Here is a 19,574-nt window from a genome sequence, read left to right as displayed (position 1 = left end):
AGGAGGCATTCCCGCTGATGAGTATGCTGGCCGCCGACCCGGATGTGCTCCGGATCGGCAACTGTTCCGGCTTCTACGGTGATCGGCTCAGTGCCATGCGCGAGATGCTCGACGGCGGGCAGCTCGACGTGCTCACCGGCGACTATCTGGCCGAGCTGACCATGCTGATCCTCGGCCGGGACCGGATGAAGGACCCGGACCTCGGTTACGCCAAGACCTTCGTCAAGCAGATCGAGGAATGCCTCGGCCTCGCGCTGGAGCGCAAGGTGCGCATCGTGGCGAACGCGGGCGGCCTGAACCCGGCGGGCCTGGCGGAAAAGCTGCGCAAAGTCGCCGCCGACCTCGGGCTGGACGCGAAGATCGCGCACGTGGAAGGCGACGACCTGGTGGCGCGCGCCGCCGAGCTCGGTTTCGGCGCGCCGCTGACCGCCAACGCCTATCTCGGCGCGTGGGGCATCGTCGAATGCCTGAACGCGGGCGCGGACATCGTGGTCACCGGCCGGGTCACCGACGCGTCGGTGATCGTCGGTCCCGCCGCCGCCCACTTCGGCTGGGGCCGGACGGATTACGATCGGCTGGCCGGCGCTGTGGTGGCCGGGCACGTGATCGAATGCGGCACTCAGGCCACCGGCGGAAACTACGCATTCTTCACCGAGCTGGCCGATCTGGGCAGGCCCGGCTTCCCGATCGCGGAAATCCGCGCCGACGGCAGCAGCGTCATCACCAAGCACGCGGGCACCGGCGGCGCGGTCACCGTGGACACCGTCGAGGCCCAGCTGATGTACGAGATCCAGGGGCCCCGCTACGCCGGACCCGACGTGACGACCCGCTTGGACACCATCCGGCTCGACCAGGACGGCCCGGACCGGGTGCGGATCAGCGGCGTCACCGGTGAGGCCCCGCCGCCCCGGCTCAAGGTCTCGCTGAACACCCTCGGCGGTTTCCGCAACGAGATGGAGTTCGTGCTCACCGGTCTGGACATCGAAGCCAAAGCCGAACTGGCGCAACGCCAGCTGGAAGCCTGGCTGCCCACCCGCCCCGCCGAGCTGACCTGGACGCTGGCGCGCCTGGACCGGCCGGACGCGGAGACCGAGGAGCAGGCCAGCGCGCTGCTGCGCTGCGTCGTCCGCGACCCGGACCCGAACAAGGTCGGGCGCGCGTTCTCCAATGTCGCCGTGGAACTGGCGCTGGCCAGCTACCCGGGATGCAGTTTCACGACCCTGCCGGGCAACGGATCTCCGTACGGCGTATTCACGCCCGGGTTCGTCGACGCCGCCGAAGTGCCGCACACGGCGGTGCTGTCCGATGGCACCCGGGTCGGCGTCGCGCCCGCCTCGGAGACGGCCGACCTCGCCGAGGTCGCCGAGCCGCCCGCTCCGGAACCGTTGCCCGCCGGGGAAACCCGCCGCGTGCCGCTGGGCACGATCGCGCTGGCCCGCAGCGGCGACAAAGGCGGTGACGCCAACGTCGGGCTCTGGGTGCGCACCGACGCGCAATGGCGCTGGCTGGTGCACACACTCACCGTGGCACGGGTGAAAGAACTACTGCCGGAGGCGGCTTCGCTGACCGTCACCCGGCATGTGCTGCCCAATCTGCGGGCACTGAACTTCATCATCGAAGGCCTGCTCGGTCAGGGTGTGGCCTATCAGGCCCGCTTCGACCCGCAGGCCAAGGGACTCGGCGAATGGCTGCGGTCTCGTCACCTCGACATTCCAGTGGAGCTTTTCGCATGACCGGTCAGGCCCGGAGGCGGCAGCTCGCGTCACCACGCAGGGCCCCCGGTCATGCGAGAAAGGACACCGCATGACGAAACTCTGGGAAACGCCGGAACGACGCGAATTGCGTGCCACGGTTCGTGGCTTCGTGGAACGCGAGATCCTGCCCTACCTGGACGGCTGGGAGCGCGTGGGGGAGATCCCGCGCGAGCTGCACAAGAAGGCGGGTGCGCTGGGCCTGCTCGGCGTGCAGTTCCCCGAATCCGCGGGCGGCTCCGGGGGCGACGGCGTGGACGCCATGATCGTCTGCGAGGAGATGCACCAGGCGGGTGCGTCCGGCGGACTGTTCGCCTCGCTGTTCACCTGCGGCATCTCGGTGCCGCACATCATCGCCTCGGGCGACACCGAGCAGATCGAGCGCTGGGTGAAGCCGACGCTGGCCGGTGAGAAGATCGGCTCGCTGGCGATCACCGAGCCCGGCGGCGGATCGGATGTCGGGCACCTCACCACCACCGCGCGCCGCGACGGCGACCACTACATCGTCAACGGCGCCAAGACCTACATCACCTCCGGCGTCCGCGCCGACTTCGTGGTCACCGCGGTGCGCACCGGCGGACCGGGCTCCGGCGGCATCTCGCTGCTCATCGTCGACAAGGACACCCCCGGCTTCACGGTCAGCCGCAAGCTGGACAAGATGGGCTGGCTGGCCTCCGACACCGCCGAGCTGTCCTACGTGGATGTCCGGGTGCCGGTGGCGAACCTGGTGGGCCCGGAGAACTCCGGCTTCTACCAGATCGCGGGCGCGTTCGTCAGCGAGCGCGTCGGCCTGGCGGTGCAGGCGTATTCCAGCGCGCAGCGCTGCCTGGACCTGACCCTGGAGTGGGTGCGCAACCGCGAGACCTTCGGTCGTCCGCTGATCAGCAGGCAGGCGGTGCAGAACACGGTCACCGAGATGGCGCGGCGCATCGACGTCGCCCGCGTCTACACCCGCGACGTGGTGCAGCGCAGCGCCGAAGGCGAGACCGACCTGATCGCCGAGGTGTGCTTCGCCAAGAACACCGCGGTGGAGGCGGGCGAGTGGGTGGCCAACCAGGCCGTCCAGCTGTTCGGCGGCCTCGGCTACATGCGCGAATCCGAAATCGAGCGCCAGTACCGGGATATGCGCATCCTCGGGATCGGCGGCGGCACGACCGAGATCCTCACCGGACTGGCGGCGAAGCGATTGGGGTACCAGTCATGACCATCCTGCGCAGCACCCTGGACACCGCCGCGCCCGAGTACGAAGCGGCCGCCGATGCCATGACGGCCAAGCTCGCCGAGGTGGAGGCGGAGTTCGCCAAGGCCATCGCGGGTGGCGGGCCGGACAAACTGGCCCGGCATCGCAAGCGCGGCAAGCTGACCGCGCGCGAGCGCATCGAACTGCTCGTCGACGAGGACTCGCCGTTCCTGGAGCTGTGCCCGCTGGCGGGCTGGGGCAGCGAATTCCACGTCGGCGGCAGCACCATCGCCGGTATCGGCATCGTGGAGGGCGTCGAGTGCATGATCGTCGCGCCCGACCCGACCGTGCGCGGCGGCACCTCCAACCCGTGGACGCTGCGCAAGACCTTGCGGATCAACGACATCGTGCGGGAGAACCGGTTGCCGGTGATCTCGCTGGTGGAATCCGGCGGCGCGGATCTGCCCACGCAGAAGGAAGTCTTCGTCCCCGGTGGCCGGATGTTCCGCGACCTCACCCAGGCGTCGGCGGCGGGCATCCCGACCATCGCGCTGGTGTTCGGCAACTCCACCGCGGGCGGCGCCTACATTCCCGGCATGTCCGACCACGTGGTGATGATCAAAGAGCGCTCCAAGGTGTTCCTCGGCGGTCCGCCGCTGGTCAAGATGGCCACCGGTGAGGAGTCCGACGACGAATCGCTCGGCGGCGCCGACATGCACGCCCGGGTGTCCGGCCTCGCGGACTACTACGCGCTGGACGAGCAGGACGCGATCCGCATCGGCCGCTCCATCGTCAGGCGGCTGAACTGGCGCAAGCAGGGCCCGGCCCCGCGCGCCGAGGTGATCGAGCCGCTCTACGACCCGGAGGATCTGCTCGGCATCGTGCCGTCGGACCTGAAGATCCCGTTCGACCCGCGCGAGGTGATCGCCCGCATCGTGGACGGCTCGGACTTCGACGAGTTCAAGCCGCTCTACGGCAGCAGCCTGGTCACCGGATGGGCGGAGCTGCACGGGTATCCGGTCGGCATCCTGGCCAACGCCCGCGGTGTGCTGTTCTCCGAGGAGTCGCAGAAGGCCACCCAGTTCATCCAGCTGGCCAACAAGGCGAACACGCCACTGCTGTTCCTGCACAACACCACCGGTTACATGGTCGGCAAGGAGTACGAGCAGAAGGGCATCATCAAGCACGGCGCGATGATGATCAACGCCGTCTCCAATTCGAAGGTGCCGCACATCTCGGTGCTGATGGGCGCGTCCTATGGCGCGGGTCATTACGGCATGTGCGGCCGGGCCTACGATCCGCGGTTCGTCTTCGCCTGGCCCAGTGCGAAATCCGCCGTCATGGGCGGCGCGCAGCTGGCGGGCGTCATCTCGATCGTCGGAAGGGCCGCCGCCGAGGCGAAGGGCCTGCCGTTCGACGAGGAGGCCGACGCCGGGATGCGCGCGATGGTGGAGGCGCAGATCGAGGCGGAATCGCTGGCGATGTTCATGTCCGGGCGGCTCTACGACGACGGCGTCATCGACCCGCGCGACACCCGCACCGTATTGGGAATGTCCCTCTCGGCCATTCACAATGCCCCGATCAAAGGCGCCGACGGCTTCGGCGTCTTCCGAATGTGAGGCCGCGGATGGAAATCACGAACGTTCTAGTGGCGAATCGGGGCGAGATCGCCCGGCGCGTCTTCGCCACCTGCCGCCGGATGGGTCTGGGCACCGTCGCGGTGTACTCCGACGCGGATGCCGCCGCACCGCACGTCACCGAGGCGGACGCCGCGGTGCGCCTGCCCGGCAACACGCCCGCGGAAACCTATCTGCGCGGTGAGCTGATCATCGAGGCCGCGGTGGCGGCGGGCGCCGACGCGATCCATCCCGGATACGGGTTCCTCTCCGAGAACGCCGAATTCGCCAAGGCCGTGCTCGATGCCGGACTGGTCTGGATCGGCCCGCCGGTGGAGGCGATCGAGCAGATGGGCTCGAAGGTCGCCTCGAAGAAGATGATGGACGCCGCCGGAGTGCCGGTGCTGGCCGAACTGGACCCGGCCGAGGTCACCGAGGCGCACCTGCCGGTGCTGATCAAGGCGTCGGCGGGCGGCGGAGGGCGCGGCATGCGCGTGGTCCGCGAGCTGGCCGACCTGGCCCCGCAGATCGAGGGAGCACGGCGCGAGGCGGAGTCCGCGTTCGGCGACCCGACGGTCTTCTGCGAGCGCTACCTGGAGACCGGCAGGCACATCGAGGTCCAGGTGATGGCCGACACGCACGGCGCCATCTGGGCGGTGGGCGAGCGCGAGTGCTCCATCCAGCGCCGCCACCAGAAGGTGATCGAGGAGGCGCCCTCGCCGCTGGTGGAACGCACCGACGGCATGCGGGCGCGGCTGTTCGAGGCGGCGCGCCTCGCGGCGGGCGCGATCGGCTACACCGGCGCGGGCACCGTCGAGTTCCTCGCCGACGAGCAGGGCGAGTTCTTCTTCCTGGAGATGAACACCCGTCTGCAAGTGGAGCATCCGGTCACCGAGTGCACCACCGGCCTGGATCTGGTCCGCCTGCAACTGGACGTGGCCGCGGGCGGCGCGCTGCCCGCCGAACCGCCCGCGATGCGCGGACATTCGATCGAGGTCCGGCTCTATGCCGAGGACCCGGCACACGACTGGCAGCCGCAGAGCGGAACGGTGCACCGCATCGAGATCCACGCGGTGCGTACCGAATTCGACCTGCTCGACCGGCCGGGTGTGCGCCTGGACACCGGCGTGGTGGACGGCTCGGTGGTCGGCGTGCACTACGACCCGATGCTGGCGAAGGTCATCTCCTACGCCGAGACCCGCGGCGAGGCAGCGCGTTTGCTGGCCGCCGCCCTGCACCGGGCGAAGATCCACGGCCTGGTGACCAACCGGGACCTGCTGGTGCGCGTGTTGCGTCATCCGGCGTTCCTGGCCGGTGACACCGACACCGCGTTCTTCGCGACGCACGGGCTCGACGCCCTCGCCGCGCCACTGGTGGCGGAGTCCGACGAGGCGCTGTCGATCGTGGCCGCCGCGCTCGCCGACGCCGCCGCGAACCGCGACAGCGCGCGAGCGGGCGGCGGGCTGCCCAGCGGGTGGCGGAATCTGCCCTCGCGGTCGCAGCGCAAGTCCTACGAGAGTCGCGCCACCGGGACGCACGAGGTCGGTTACCGCTTCGGCCGGACCGGCGTCACCGTGGACGGCCACGACGGTCTCGAACTCGTCGAGTCGGCTCCCGATCGCGTCGTGCTGTCGGTGCCGGGCGAACGCGGCCCGGTGCGCAGGCGATTCGAGGTCGCGCGCTACGGCGACCAGGTCTACGTCGATTCGCCGCTCGGCCCGGTGGCCCTGCGCAGGCTGCCGCGCTTCAGCGACCCGGCCGACCAGGTGGCCACCGGCTCGCTGCTGGCGCCCATGCCGGGGAGCGTGATCCGGCTCGGCGCCGAGGTCGGCAGCCATGTCGAACAGGGTCAGCCGATCCTGTGGCTGGAGGCGATGAAGATGGAGCACACCATCGCCGCGCCCGCCGCGGGCGTGCTCAGCGCCGTCAATGTCACCGTCGGCCAGCAGGTCGACGTCGGCGCCGTGCTCGCGGTCGTCGAACCCGAAGAAACACAGGAGGAGCGATGAGTCGCCATCGCGCAGCGCTCATCGAGCCGACGGGGTGCGGGAGCCCCCGCAAGATACAGGAGAACTGATGAGCTTCATCGAGACCGACGAGCAGAAGGCGCTGCGGGCCGCCGTCGCCGCGCTGGCCGCGAAATACAACTACCGCGACTACGTTCTGCCGAAGGCGCGCAATAACGAGCCGCTGGACGAGTTGTGGCAGGAGGCGGGCAAACTCGGGTTCCTCGGGGTGAACCTGCCCGAGGAGTACGGTGGCGGCGGCGCGGGCATGTACGAGCTGGCGCTGGTGATGGAGGAGCTGTCCGCCCAGGGTGCGGGCCTGCTGCTCATGGTGGTCTCCCCGGCCATCTGCGGCACCATCATCACCAAGTACGGCACCGACGAGCAGAAGCGGGAATGGCTGCCCAAGCTCGCCGACGGCTCCGGCAAGATGGTCTTCGGCATCACCGAGCCGGACGCGGGCTCCAACTCCCACCAGATCACCACCACCGCGCGTCGCGACGGCGACGACTGGATCCTCAACGGCCGCAAGATCTTCATCTCCGGCGTGGACCAGGCCGAGGCCGTGCTGATCGTGTCCCGCACCTCCGATCACAAGACCGGCAAGCTCAAGCCCGCCCTGTTCATCGTGCCGACCGACGCCGAAGGCTTCACCAAGACGGCGCAGGAGATGGACATCATCGAGCCCGACCACCAGTACAACCTGTTCCTCGACGACGTCCGGCTGCCCTCCACCGCACTGGTCGGCAAGGAGGACGCGGCGCTGATGCAGCTGTTCGCCGGCCTGAACCCGGAGCGCATCATGGGCGCGGCCATGGCCATCGGCCTGGCCCGCTACGCCATCGATCGCGCGGTGGAATACGCCAAGGAGCGCACGGTGTGGAAGACGCCGATCGGCGCGCACCAAGGCATCTCGCATCCGCTCGCGCAGGTGAAGGTCGAGCTGGAGCTGGCGAAGCTGATGATGCAGAAGGCCGCCACCCTCTACGACACGGGTGACGAGATGGGCGCCGCCGAGGCGGCCAACATGGCGAAGTACGCGGCGGCGGAAGCCAGCATCAAGGCACTCGACCAGGCCATCCAGACCCACGGCGGCTCCGGCCTGACCAGGGACGTGGGGCTGGCCGCGATGCTCGCGGCCGCGCGCATCGGCCGCATCGCGCCGGTCAGCCGGGAAATGGTCCTGAACTTCGTCGCCCAGTACTCGCTGGGCCTGCCCAAGTCGTACTGAGAGGACGCGCATGACCGAGACGGGTCCGTTCGTCCGCTACGAGGTCGGCGGCGGCGTCGCGACGCTCACGCTCGATTCGCCGCACAACCGCAACGCGCTGTCGTCCAAGCTGGTCGCCGAGCTGCTGCGCGGGCTCGACGACGCGGCCGCCGACGACGCGGTGCGCGTCATCGTGCTCGCGCACACCGGCAACACCTTCTGCGCGGGCGCGGATCTCAGCGAGGCCAGCGACGCCGATCCGGCCGTGGCCGCCGACCAGCGCACCCGGGTCATGATCGGGGTGCTGCGCCGGTTGGTGGAGATCCCGAAACCGGTGATCGCGCGGATCGACGGCAACGTGCGGGCCGGCGGCATGGGCATCGTGGCCGGTTGCGACGTGGTCGTGGCCGGGCCGGGCAGCAGTTTCGCGCTCACCGAAGTGCGGATCGGATTGGCGCCGTTCATGATCTCGCTGACCCTGTTGCCCAGGCTCAGCCCGCGCGCGGCCAGCCGGTACTACCTGACCGGCGAGAAGTTCGACGCCGCCGTGGCGAAGGAGATCGGCCTGGTCACCGTCACCGCCGACGATCCGGCGGCCGAGGTCGCTCGACTGTGCGGGGAAGTGCGCAAGGGCTCCCCGCAGGGGTTGGCCGAGGCCAAGCGGTTGGTCAACGCGAGCATCCTCGCCGAGTTCGACGCCTCCGCCGAGGAACTCGCGCGGCGCTCGGCGAGCTTCTTCGGCACCCCGGAGGTCCACGAGGGCATGCTGGCCTTTTTGCAGCGCCGCACGCCGAGCTGGGCAGAATAACCACCATGGCGACACCCCACGAACCCAAGCAGGACCGCAGCCGAGCCACCCGGCAGCGCCTGCTCGAGGCGACCATCGACTGCCTGGCCGAGATGGGCTGGGCTGCCGCGACGGTCGCCGTGGTCGCCGAACGGGCCGGGGTGTCACGCGGCGCGGCGCAGCATCACTTTCCGACCAGGGAGGATCTGATCACCGCCGCGCTGGAGTACATGTTCGACACGCGCAGCGGGCAGGCGGTGCAGGAGGCCGAGACCCTGGTGGAACTCGGCGACGGCATCGCCCGCACCGAGGCGGTGGTTGCGGGGCTGGTCGAGTCCTACACCAGCCCGCTGTTCAAGGCCGCGTTGCAAGTGTGGACGCACGCCGCCGCCGATCCGGTGCTGCGTGAACGCATCGTTCCGCTGGAGGCCCGCTTCGGGCGCGCGTCGCACCGTCGCGCGGTCGAAGCGCTGCGGGTCGACGACTCCGATCCGGTCGCCCATCACCTGGTGCAGGCGACCTTGGACATGGCGCGTGGTCTCGGTCTCGCCGACGTTCTCACCGACGACTCGGCCCGCCGCAAGCGGATCGTCGAGCAATGGGCGGCCACGCTACACGCCGCCTTGCACGCACCCCGCTGAGCGGGAGCCCGCGAGCGTCACGAGTGCCGGTCGTGGTGTGCGCAGGAGCAGGACGCTCGCGGCGACCATGGCGGCGAGGGTGAGCAGCGCGTACGAGTTGCCGATCAGGAATTGCGCGGCGGTCCAATGGAATTCCCGTCCGTTGGTCTGCGGCACGAACCAGATCAGGCCTTGCGGTAGCAGCGGTAGATCCCGATCCCATGATCCGATCGAGTCGACCTGCATCGGCCAGGCGAAGGCGAACAGGGCGATCGCGGCGGGCACGGCGATCGCGGCCGTGCGCGATCGGTGCGACAGTGCGTGGACGGCCCAGACGAGCGCGGGCACCACCCACACCCAGTAGTGGGTCCAGGAGATCGGTGAGCACAGCAGCGTCACACCGGCGACGAGCAGGATGGCGAGCATCTCGTCGCCTCGCTGGTGGGCGATCCGCGCCGCGGCCAGCCCGGCCAGACCGAGCCCGCCCGCGCCGAGGAGCCACAGCACGTGGTTGTCCCATGTGGTCCACTGCATACGCCCGAGCAGGCCGTTGAGGGACTGATTCTGCACATAGGCGAAGCCGATCCGGTTCTGGGAGGCCACGGTCGTGATCCAGAACTGGGCCGCCTCGGTCGGCCGGTACCAGAAACCGGCCGCGACCGTGGCCGCGAAGGCGCCCATGGCGACGGCGGCGGCCTTGAATTGGCGCGTGACGAACAGATAGACGATGAACGCCGCGGGCGTGAGCTTGATGCCGGTGGCGATGCCGATGAGGATGCCGCGACTCCAGCGCTGCTTCGGAAGGGCGAGGTCGGCCAGGACCATTGCCATCAGGATCATGCTGACCTGTCCAAAGCGGAAAGTCTGCTGGACGGGCTCGAGCCAGAGCGCGACGCTGCCGACCGCCAATGTCGCCGCGGCCATGCCGAACCCACGCCGATACCGCATCAGCACGGCGGTGCACCACACGCCGGCGTACAAGGCGATCAGGGTCGTGACCACCATGGCGGTGCCGACGTAGTTGATCGGGAATCGCGCCAATTCGGCGCAGATCCACGCGGCGAAGACGGGGTAGAGGAACGGCAGGAACAGTGGGCCGCGGGCTGTGTACAACTGGGCCGGGTGCAGCGCCGCCGCGTTGCCGCCCCACATGTAGACCTGCAAATCTATTTGGTGCCAGTACATCTCCCAGTGGGGGCGCAAGAACAGCAACCAGAGGGCGAGCGAGGCCGCTGTGCAGACGATGGCCGCGCCCAGCGCGAGCCCGGCTCGCGGGTGGCTGCGCGCGGTCGATAGTTCCGTCGCAGGCGCGACAACGACAGTTGTCGCCGGTGCGACAGTTGCCATGAACTTTCCTTCATCAGGTGGGTGAATCGGGCGGGCGCCGAGCCGGAGGACGTCACCGGCACGGTTCCCAGGGCAACGCTGAAACCGTAAGCGGGTCTACGATACGTAAACTACGAATGTAGTGTCAGGAGAAGGAACTGTAACCTGTGTCACTACGTGAGCGGAATGCTTGCCGGTGGATACTTCCGTCCCTCGGAAGCGCCGTCGACCGGCATTGCCCGAGCGCCTCGAACACGCGACTACGCGGTTCGGGAGACGTGGGATCGGTAATCCTGTGCCCGGCAAGCGAACTCGTGGAGGGCTCGGCGGCCTCCGCCGTGCGTGCAACCGTGGCCCGCTGAGCCCTGTTCTGGAGGCGAAGTCCCTTCCCGCGCTGCGAGAGACCGTCCGTCGCGGGCGTCCGCGGCGACTCGAGTGGCCCGCGATGTCGATGGCGGGTATCGGCGCGGGAGGGGCGTCGTCACGGATCCGGGTCGACCAACTCGACGGGAATCATTTTGCGTCAGCCGGTACTTCGGCGGGCACGCCCGCACAGCTCGGTGCGCCCGCCGGGCGCGAGGAATCGGCATCGGTAGCCGAATGGCCTCCGGCTACCGGCACGCCCTACACCGCGATGATCAGCAAAGTCCTTGCTGCTCGAGGCGGCCGGAATCAATGGCGTAGGAGGAGGCTCCGATGGCGGCACCGATCAGGCCGACGATGATCGCGCCGGGGATGGCGCCGACGAAGAAGACCGGCAGGCCGACGAGCGCGCCGATCGCGGCCCCGATCGCCGCGCCGATTCCCGTGCGCAGTTCGATCGTGTCGCCGGGCGGCAGGCAAGCCTTGATGTAGGTCACCTGCGGGGGTTCGCTGGTCGCAGCGGCGATCGGTTCGGCTCGGTCGGCGGGGGCGGCCGACGCGGTGGCGGCGAATCCGACGGTGAGCGCGGTTGCGACCAGTGCGCTGACCACCGTCACGGCCAGCTTCATGAAAGCGTTCAACTGTTTCCCTGAATGTTCGCGGTGGACGCGTGACCTGATGGTGGCGGGGCCCCGGCTCCCCGCTGGGAGCCGTCACACATCCCGATCATCATCGCTGGCGTTTTGCGGGATGCCAAGGGCTGCCCCCGAATCACTCCGGCCGGGTGGCGAATACAGGGGTGTGCGGCGATGTCACACTCGCCGATCCGGTGTCGTCTCTTCTGTGAACGCGCAACAACGCGGCGACACGAGGAGCGAGGACCATGACGAACGGCACGAAGATCGCGGTGGCAGGGGCGACCGGGCGGCTCGGCAAGCACGTAGTGAATGTGCTGAACGAGCAAGGGCACGATGTGGTCGCCTTCTCCCGCGCCGACGGCATCGACATCGAGACCGGGCAGGGACTGGTCGAGGCGCTGGAGGGTGTGCGGGTGGTGATCGACGTCTCCAGCACGCCTTCGCCGGACAAGGATGTCGCGACGGCGTTCTTCACCGCCGCCGCGCGGAATCTGCACGAGGCGGGACGGAAGGCGGGGGTCGAGCAACTGGTGGTGGCGTCGATCATCGGCATCGACGGCACCACCGCCGGATACAACGCGGCCAAGCTGGCCCACGAGCAGGCGCTGCTGGAAGGTCCGCTGCCGGTGCGGATCCTGCGCGCCGCGCAGTTCCACGAGCTGGTCGAGCTGATGACGCAGTGGGGCACTCAGGGTGACACCGCCTACCTCGCCGCGATGCGTACCCAACTGGTCGCCGCGCGCACCGTCGCCGAGGAACTGGTCCGCCTCGCACTCGGGCCCGTTCCCGAAACCACCGCGGCCCCCTTCCCGGAAATCGCAGGTCCGCAGCCGGAAACAATGGCCGGAGCCGCAGCACTGCTCGCCGCCCGCCGCGGTGCCCCCGCCCACGTCGTCGAGGTGAACGACCGAGACAACCCGGACCGCGACGTCTTCGAGAACGGTGGGCTCCTCGCCGGCCCGCACGCCAAGCTCGCCGGTCCGACCTTCGCCGAATGGCTCGACGCCGAGGTCTCGGCCTGATCGACTACTTCGCGCACTCGGGTGGCTCTGCACATCGGATCGGTGTGCGGAGCCGCCGGAGCGCGCGAAGGCCGCACAGGCGATCCGCACCGACGCCGAGGTAGGGCGTCGGTGCGGATGCGGTGTTCAGCGGGCGCAGGGAGTCGCGCTGAACACTGGAAGGCGATGCGGTGGGCGGGGATGCAGGGCGCCGCAACCGATCGCGCGGCTTCAGTGGGTGGCGGTCAGGTCGTACAGGGTGACCCCGTCCACCTGGATGGCGGTGAAGTTCTCCTGGACCCACTGCGTGATCTGAGCGCTGGGTGAGGAGCTGGACGAACCCGGCCCGCCACGGCCGCCGCCGACGAAGTAGTGGATCTTCCCTTCGGCGACGTACTGCTGGAACTGCTCCAGCGTCGGCGACGGGTCGCTGCCGTTGAAGCCGCCGATCGGCATCACCGGGAGTTCGGTGGCCAGCTGCAAGCCCGCGGCGCTGTTCGATCCGATGGCCGCGGCCACCCACGTGTAGTCACCGCCGTTCTGCTCGAGCAGGGACACGACTTGCGCACTCGGCTCGCCCGCCCCCAGGAGACCGCCGATGCCGCCGCCATCGGGTCCCGCACCGGCGTCTCCCGGCGTGCCGAGAGTCTGCCCATCGGGCACCGTGCCGGGCGGGAACATCGCGCCGTCCGGCGCTTGCGCGCCCGGTGAATTGCCCTGCGGCGCAATGCCAGGCGGGAGGCCCGGTGGCGTACCGCCCGGGGCTTGCCCGTCGCCGTTGGTGGTACCCGCGCCGTCCTGCATGCGGCGGCCCGTTCCGGGCATTCCCTCGCCCCACGGTGGCCGTCCGTGCATCCCGACGTTCGGCCCCGCCGAGGGAATCGAACCGGCATGTGACGTCGCGATCGTGTCCACGGCGTAGGCGACCGGCCCGGCCAGGAAGGTGAACGCGACCGCCAGCGCCGACGCCACGGCCAGCTTGCGCGGTGCGGGGAAGAGCACGGCCAGCGTCGCGATGATGCCCACGACCAGCACTGTCCAGCGCAGCCACGACTGCCACTCCGGACTGCGGGACAACAGCATCCACGCGGTCGCGGTGGTCAGGCCCACCGCCAGTGCCGACACGAGCCGCACCCACAGCCGATGCCGTGCCCGCCACAGCAGCGCCGCGCCCGCGCCGACGAGTGCGGCGATCGCCGGAGCGAGGGCCACGGTGTAGTACTGGTGGAAGATGCCGGCCATGAAGCTGAACACCAGCCCGGTCACCAGCAGCCAGCCGCCCCAGAGGACCAGCGAAGCGCGCCGCGGATCGGTGCGAACCGCTCTGCCGCGCAGCAGGATTCCCGCCACGAGCGCGACCAGCGCGGCGGGGATCAACCAGGCGATCTGACCGCCCTGCGCCGGTTCGAACATCCGCGTGATGCCGGTGCTTCCCCACATGCCGTTGCCGCCCGCCGGAAGTTCACCGCCCGGTCCGACGCTGCCGCGCTCGTTGCCGTTGAGCCGGCCGAGGCCGTTGTAGCCGAGCGTCAGTTCCAGGATCGAGTTCTCGTGCGAGCCACCGATCCACGGGCGTGACGAGGCGGGCCACAACTCCACCGCCAGCAACCACCAACCCGCGGCGACCACCATCGCGACTCCCGCCGCGAAGAGTTGCACGATGCGCTTGCCGAGCTTCGGCGGACCCGCGATCAAATAGGTCAGTGCGAGCGCAGGAATCACCAGCAGCACCTGTAATTGCTTGGTGAGGAAACCGAATCCGATCAGCGCGCCGGTCAGCACCAGCCAGCGCCAGCGGCCGTCCGCCACCGCCCGCGTCATCGCCCAGGCGGCGGCGACCATCAAGAACACCAACAGCGCCTCGGGATTGTTGAACCGGAACATCAGTGCCGCGACGGGCGTCACCGCCAGCGCCAACCCGGCGAGCAATCCGGCGGCGGGCCCGAACGGCCTGCGCACCGTCGCCCACAGCAGCGCCACGGTGGCCACCCCGAGCAGCACCTCCGGCACCAGGATGCTCCAGCTGTTGAGCCCGAACGCCCGTACCGACAGCTCCATCAACCACAGCGAGGCGGGCGGTTTGTCCACGGTGATCGAGTTCGCCGCGTCCGAAGACCCGAAGAAGAACGCCTTCCACGACACCGAACCCGCCTGTACGGCAGCCGAGTAGAAGGAGTTCGCCCACCCGTTGGCGCTCAGGTTGCACAGATAGGCCACCGCCGTGCCGACCAGTAGCGTCGCCAGCGCCGGATACTCCCACTTCCGGCTGTTCTGCGGCCGCGTTTCGGTCGCGACCGGCTGCGCGGACAGTGTCGCCGTCATCGACGGTCCCCCTCACGACCGATGGGGGCGAGAGCCGACGCCACCGGCTCGGCCGAGCGATCGCGTCCTCCGCTTTCCCGGAACACCCACCGCAGCCCGACGAACCGCAACAGCGTCGCCACCAGATTGGCCGCCACCAGCACGAACAATTCCAGGTGCACCGAGGCGTCCGGCGCCCACCGATGCAGCGCGAACAACGATCCGCTGGTGAGCGCCAACCCGATCCCGAAGATCACCAGACCTTGGAACTGGTGCGAGACGGCGCCGTTCGAGCCGCGCACGCCGAAGGTGAAGGCCCGGTTGGCCGCGGTATTGCCCACCGCGGTGATCAGCAGCGCCGCGAAGTTCGCCACCTGCGCGCCGGTCAATGGTTGCAGCATCACATAGAGCAGCAGATAGGCCAGCGTGCTCGATACGCCGACGATCGCGAAACGCACGAGCTGTCCGACCATGCCCAGCGGCACCCCGGCCACCAGCGGTTCCCGGCCCACCGCGCGACGCAGCTCGTCGAGCGGCAGCGCGCCGGTGGCCAGCGCCCGCCCGAGTCGCCAGATGCCGAGCAAGTCCTTGCGCGCGGTGTCGATGATGTCGACCCGGCTGTCCGGATCATCGATCCAGTCCACCGGGACCTCGTGGATGCGCAGACCGGCCCGCTCGGCGAGTACGAGCAATTCGGTGTCGAAGAACCACTCCCCGTCGCGTACCAGCGGCAGTAGGCGGCGCGCCACGTCGGTGCGCATCGCCTTGAAGCCGCACTGGGCGTCGGAGAAGTGCGCGCGCAGTGAGGCTTTCAGCAGCAGGTTGTAGCAGCGCGAGATGATCTCCCGCTTGGGGCCGCGCACCACGCGGGACGCCGAATCCAGCCGGGTGCCGATCGCCAGGTCGGAATGCCCGGTGATCAGTGGTGCGACCAGGGGAAGCAATGCGTTCAGGTCGGTGGACAGGTCGACATCCATATAGGCGACCACCTGCGCGTCCGAGCGTTCCCACACCGCTCGCAGCGCCCGCCCGCGCCCCTTGGCCGACAGATGCACGACCCGCACGTCGTCCAGTTTCTCGGCGAGCAGCTGTGCGACTTGCAGCGTGTCGTCGGTGCTCGCGTTGTCGGCGACCGTGATACGCGCCGGGAACGGGAATCCGTCGCGCAGGTAGGCGTGCAGTCTGCGGACGCACACGCCGAGGTCGGTCTCTTCGTTGTAGACGGGTATCACCACGTCCAGCACGGGTGCACCCGTGGTCTCGGTTCGTTCCGCCGCCGCGACGGTCAGAGTCTCGGTCATGCGAACCACCCTCGACGGCCACACTGCCACGGAGCTGGGCCTCAGCTGTGAGGTTCCTGGAAGCCGAATTCGGCGGTCGCACCCGGACGGGTCTCCATAGCGTACGGTCGACAGCAGCGGGACCATTCAGGTTCTCCGAGCAAAGGACCACGTTTGTCCGACAAATCTCCGCGCAGCTCGATGTCCAAGAAATCCGGGAAGTCCCTCAAGGAGAAGCGAGCGGAGAAGAAGGCCAAGTCCGCAGCCGATCCCGTCATCGACGTCAAGAAGCGCTGACCGTGCCGCTGAGCGAGAACCACTCGCTCAGCGGCCCGGCCAGGGGGAGTAGCAAGCAGTTCCAGGGTTGTCGCGGCGAGCGGCTCGTCTGGAGCCGGCCAGTAGGCTCTATTTCGCCTCGATCAGCTCGGCTGCGTACAGGTTCGCGCCATTCACGGCTCGTTCGGGTCGGCCGGGTGCGGTGTCGTACCGGAGGTAACAGGTAGCATCCGGATCCGTGATGTTCAGCGGCGGGACGGAGGAGGACCTGCCGCGCAAACGTGTGGACGCGCGCACCGAGCGCTGGCGCGAGCATCGCAAGAAGGTGCGCGAAGAGTTCGTGGACGCGGCGTTTCGCGCGCTCGACAAGTTCGGCCCCGGCGTCAGCATGGGCGACATCGCCAAGGAGGCGGGCGCGGCCAAGCCGAAGCTGTATCGCCACTTCGAGGACAAGGCCGACCTCTACAACGCGATCGTCGACCGGGTTCGCGACATGCTCTGGGAACAGATCATGACCAGCTTCGACCTGACCGGCGACTCGGCCGGTGAACTGGTGCGCCGGGCTGCGTCCGAGTACGCGCTGGTGGTGGCGCGGCAGCCGAACGTCTTCCGGTTCATGCTGCACAGCCACTTCACGCAGCGCTCCGACGACACCGGCCGCGCCCTGCAATCGGCCAGGCAATCCGCCGAACGCGCCGCCGCGTTGTTCGCCGGCGCGGTGGACGACGAATCGGTGCGGGTGGCGGACACCGAACTGGTGATCTATTCGATCTTCGGCGCGGTGGCCTCGGCCACCGATTGGTGGCTGGGGACGAACCGGCTGGAGCCGCCCGCGATGCCGGTCGAACAGTTCGCCGGCTACCTGAGCGAGATCATCTTCGCGCTGGTGGCGGCGAGCGCTCGGCTGCACGGCATCGCGATCACGGCCGATCTTCCGCTGCACATGGCTTTTTCCAGTCTGTGACCGGAGCGCCCCCCGGGACGGGCGCCGAGGTCTTTGCCGCGACAACGCCGAACGTCGTTGTTCCGATCGCCTCGCCGTTGAAGCCATCCTTGTCGGCGACGTTCTCAGTATGGCAGCGCCCACCGACAAGAAATCGTGTGCGCCGAGCGGTTGCCGGTCAGCTCTGGCGCAACCGCCACAGGGGGGACACCGGCCCGTGGCCTGCGCCGAGATCGTAGGCCGCCGCGAGGCAGCGGTAGGTCCACTCCTTGGCGAACTCGACCGCTTCGGGCACCGGATAGCCGTGCGCCAACGCGCAGGCTATGGCAGCGGCCAGCGTGTCGCCGCCGCCGTGGTCGTTGCCGGTCGCGATGCGCGGCGCGGAGAACTCGAGGAACTGGTCGCCGTCGAACAGCAGGTCGGTGCTGTACTCGGAGGAGCGCAGGTGCCCGCCCTTGACGATCGCCCACCGCGGCCCCAGCTTGTGCAGCGCCTCGGCCGCGCGCCGCGCCGAATCGTCGTCGTCGACGTCGATTCCGGTGAGCAGGCGGACCTCGTCCAGATTCGGCGTCACCACGGTCGCGAGCGGAATCAGCGTGGTGCGCACCGCGTCGAGCGCCTCGGCGTGCAGCAGTGGATCGCCGTGCATCGAGGCCGCGACCGGATCGACGACCAGCGGGATGTCGCCGTCGCGACCGATGCCGACCTCCTGGCAGACCGCCGCGACCGCCTCGATGATCGCGGTGGAGGCCAGCATGCCGGTCTTCGCGGCGCCCACCCCGATGTCGCCCACGACCGAGCGCACCTGATCGGCTACGACCTGCGGCGGAATCTCGTGAAAGCCGCTGACGCCCACCGTGTTCTGCACGGTCACCGCCGCCACGGCCACCAGCGCGTGCACGCCGCACAGCGCCATGGTGCGGGTATCGGCTTGGATTCCGGCGCCTCCACCGGAATCGGTACCGGCAATGGTGAGCGCCCGGACGGGGGTCTGCCCCTCGGCGGGCAATGGCAGCAATTTCACGCCACAAACCCTACGGCGGTTCTGTTCGCTCGCCACCGGCAACCGGAACCCGCCGGTTGCCAGCAAATGAAAATCGTTATCATTAGTGTATGGACTCCGATCTGCTTCCCGTCACCGTGCTGTCCGGCTTTCTCGGGGCGGGCAAGACGACGCTGCTCAACCACATCCTCGCCAACCGTGAGGGGCGCAGGGTGGCGGTGATCGTCAACGACATGAGCGAGGTCAACATCGATGCCGCGCTCGTCGCGGGCCAGGGCCACCTCGACCGCACCGAAGAGAAGCTGGTCGAGCTGACCAACGGCTGCATCTGCTGCACACTGCGCGAGGACCTGATCGAGGCCGTCGCCCGGCTCGCTCGCGAGGGACGATTCGATCAGTTGGTGATCGAATCGACCGGCATCTCCGAGCCGATGCCGGTGGCGGCGACGTTCGACTGGGAGTTCGAGGACGGGTTCCGGCTCGGTGACATCGCCCGGTTGGACACCATGGTGACCGTGGTCGACGCCTCGACCTTCCTCGCGGAAGTGGCGCGCGGCCAGGCGCTCGCCGAGCGGAACCTGCAAGCGGGCGACGGCGACGCGCGCACCATCGCCGACCTGCTGGTGGATCAGGTGGAGTTCGCCGACGTCGTATTGGTCAACAAGACCGACCTGGTCGGCGCGGCCGCGGCGGGTGCGGTGGAAGCCACGGTGCGCCGCCTGAATCCGCGCGCCCGGGTGCTGCGCACCAGTAACGGCGTGGTCGATCTGGCCGAGGTCCTGGACACCGGGCGCTACGACCCGGTGGTCGCCGCGGAGGCCGAGGGCTGGGCGGAGGAGCTGGCCGGCGGGCACACGCCGGAAACCGAGGAGTACGGCATTCGCAGCCTCACCTACACCGCCGATCGGCCGTTCCATCCGCTGCGCCTGTCCGAGGCGCTGGAGCAGTTGCGCGGTCTGCTGCGCAGCAAGGGATTCTGCTGGATCGCGAGCCGGTCGACGCTGGCCGCGGTGTGGTCGCAAGCGGGGCCGAATCTGGTGTTCGAACCCGCCGCCTGGTGGTCGTCGCTGGAAGTGCCGCCGGGGCAGGAGATCGTCTTCATCGGGATAAAACTGGATTGCGACAAGGTGCGCGCGTTGCTGGATGCCGCCCTGCTCACCGACGCGGAGTTCGCCGCCGGTCCCGGTGCGTGGGCCGAGTATTCCGACCCCTTCCCGGCCTGGGGTGAATTGCACGAGCACGCCTGAAACCCGCGACAACGGCCGCGGCCCAC

16 protein-coding genes are annotated in these 19,574 nt (G+C 69.1%); 11 read left to right on the top strand and 5 right to left on the bottom strand.

Annotated elements, in window-relative coordinates; genetic code table 11:
* Positions 1 to 17: 17 nt before the first annotated feature.
* The 7 genes from IU450_RS01535 (at position 18) to IU450_RS01505 (ending at position 9,191) form a co-directional block, all read left to right on the top strand.
* Complete coding sequence (locus IU450_RS01535) at positions 18 to 1,733, top strand: acyclic terpene utilization AtuA family protein (protein ID WP_195147978.1); 1,716 nt, start codon at positions 18 to 20, stop codon at positions 1,731 to 1,733.
* 70 nt (positions 1,734 to 1,803) lie between these two features.
* Positions 1,804 to 2,955, top strand: a complete 1,152-nt coding sequence (locus IU450_RS01530) for an acyl-CoA dehydrogenase family protein (RefSeq protein ID WP_195147977.1) — start codon at positions 1,804 to 1,806, stop codon at positions 2,953 to 2,955.
* Positions 2,952 to 4,550 (top strand): acyl-CoA carboxylase subunit beta, encoded by a 1,599-nt coding sequence (locus IU450_RS01525; RefSeq protein ID WP_195097330.1) that lies wholly within the window; start codon positions 2,952 to 2,954, stop codon positions 4,548 to 4,550. Before IU450_RS01530 ends, IU450_RS01525 begins: the two co-directional genes overlap by 4 nt.
* Before the next feature lie 8 nt (positions 4,551 to 4,558).
* Positions 4,559 to 6,556, top strand: a complete 1,998-nt coding sequence (locus tag IU450_RS01520) for an acetyl/propionyl/methylcrotonyl-CoA carboxylase subunit alpha (protein WP_195147976.1) — start codon at positions 4,559 to 4,561, stop codon at positions 6,554 to 6,556.
* Between the two features lie 67 nt (positions 6,557 to 6,623).
* Positions 6,624 to 7,784: an acyl-CoA dehydrogenase family protein gene (locus IU450_RS01515; protein WP_195147975.1), complete on the top strand. Its 1,161-nt coding sequence runs from the start codon at positions 6,624 to 6,626 to the stop codon at positions 7,782 to 7,784.
* A gap of 10 nt (positions 7,785 to 7,794) precedes the next feature.
* Positions 7,795 to 8,571: an enoyl-CoA hydratase family protein gene (locus IU450_RS01510; RefSeq protein ID WP_195147974.1), complete on the top strand. Its 777-nt coding sequence runs from the start codon at positions 7,795 to 7,797 to the stop codon at positions 8,569 to 8,571.
* A 5-nt stretch (positions 8,572 to 8,576) separates the two neighbouring features.
* On the top strand, positions 8,577 to 9,191 hold the full coding sequence (locus IU450_RS01505) for a TetR/AcrR family transcriptional regulator (protein WP_195147973.1): 615 nt from the start codon (positions 8,577 to 8,579) through the stop codon (positions 9,189 to 9,191).
* On the opposite strand, the gene IU450_RS01500 is transcribed toward IU450_RS01505, so the two are convergent.
* Together IU450_RS01500 and IU450_RS01495 are read right to left on the bottom strand one after the other, a co-directional pair.
* A complete protein-coding gene (locus IU450_RS01500; protein ID WP_195147972.1) occupies positions 9,162 to 10,517 on the bottom strand; it encodes a glycosyltransferase 87 family protein in 1,356 nt (451 codons plus the stop codon). The two genes, IU450_RS01505 and IU450_RS01500, sit on opposite strands and share 30 nt — an antisense overlap.
* Positions 10,518 to 11,134: 617 nt before the next feature.
* Entirely contained in the window at positions 11,135 to 11,500 is a 366-nt protein-coding gene (locus IU450_RS01495; protein WP_157114530.1) for a hypothetical protein, read from the bottom strand.
* A 242-nt stretch (positions 11,501 to 11,742) separates the two neighbouring features.
* On the opposite strand from IU450_RS01495, the gene IU450_RS01490 reads away from it, so the two are divergent.
* Positions 11,743 to 12,519 (top strand): SDR family oxidoreductase, encoded by a 777-nt coding sequence (locus IU450_RS01490; protein WP_195147971.1) that lies wholly within the window; start codon positions 11,743 to 11,745, stop codon positions 12,517 to 12,519.
* Between the two features lie 210 nt (positions 12,520 to 12,729).
* Here IU450_RS01490 and IU450_RS01485 read toward each other — a convergent pair whose 3' ends face one another.
* Together IU450_RS01485 and IU450_RS01480 are read right to left on the bottom strand one after the other, a co-directional pair.
* Entirely contained in the window at positions 12,730 to 14,820 is a 2,091-nt protein-coding gene (locus IU450_RS01485; RefSeq protein WP_195147970.1) for a glycosyltransferase family 39 protein, read from the bottom strand.
* Positions 14,817 to 16,100 carry a bifunctional glycosyltransferase family 2/GtrA family protein gene (locus IU450_RS01480; protein ID WP_195147969.1) on the bottom strand — a complete coding sequence of 428 codons (1,284 nt, stop codon included), beginning with the start codon at positions 16,098 to 16,100 and terminating at the stop codon, positions 14,817 to 14,819. The genes IU450_RS01485 and IU450_RS01480 overlap by 4 nt, the downstream gene beginning before the upstream one ends.
* A 153-nt stretch (positions 16,101 to 16,253) precedes the next feature.
* Between IU450_RS01480 and IU450_RS40510 the strand changes: the two genes are divergently transcribed.
* Positions 16,254 to 16,376, top strand: a complete 123-nt coding sequence (locus tag IU450_RS40510) for a hypothetical protein (RefSeq protein WP_267470488.1) — start codon at positions 16,254 to 16,256, stop codon at positions 16,374 to 16,376.
* A gap of 220 nt (positions 16,377 to 16,596) precedes the next feature.
* Positions 16,597 to 17,319, top strand: coding sequence for a TetR/AcrR family transcriptional regulator (locus tag IU450_RS01475; RefSeq protein WP_195148620.1), 723 nt, complete (start codon positions 16,597 to 16,599; stop codon positions 17,317 to 17,319).
* 157 nt (positions 17,320 to 17,476) lie between these two features.
* Here IU450_RS01475 and thiD read toward each other — a convergent pair whose 3' ends face one another.
* Positions 17,477 to 18,322: a bifunctional hydroxymethylpyrimidine kinase/phosphomethylpyrimidine kinase gene (gene thiD / locus IU450_RS01470; protein WP_195147968.1), complete on the bottom strand. Its 846-nt coding sequence runs from the start codon at positions 18,320 to 18,322 to the stop codon at positions 17,477 to 17,479.
* 89 nt (positions 18,323 to 18,411) lie between these two features.
* Between thiD and IU450_RS01465 the strand changes: the two genes are divergently transcribed.
* The gene (locus IU450_RS01465; protein ID WP_195147967.1) at positions 18,412 to 19,548 is read left to right on the top strand and encodes a GTP-binding protein; all 1,137 of its coding nucleotides are present in this window, start codon (positions 18,412 to 18,414) and stop codon (positions 19,546 to 19,548) included.
* Positions 19,549 to 19,574: the final 26 nt, after the last annotated feature.

Origin of the sequence: Nocardia abscessus, assembly GCF_015477775.1 — a bacterium.
Lineage (GTDB): Bacteria > Actinomycetota > Actinomycetes > Mycobacteriales > Mycobacteriaceae > Nocardia > Nocardia abscessus_A.
Note: the sequence above shows the minus strand (reverse complement) of the source record. Positions and strands in the feature narration are given on the sequence as shown.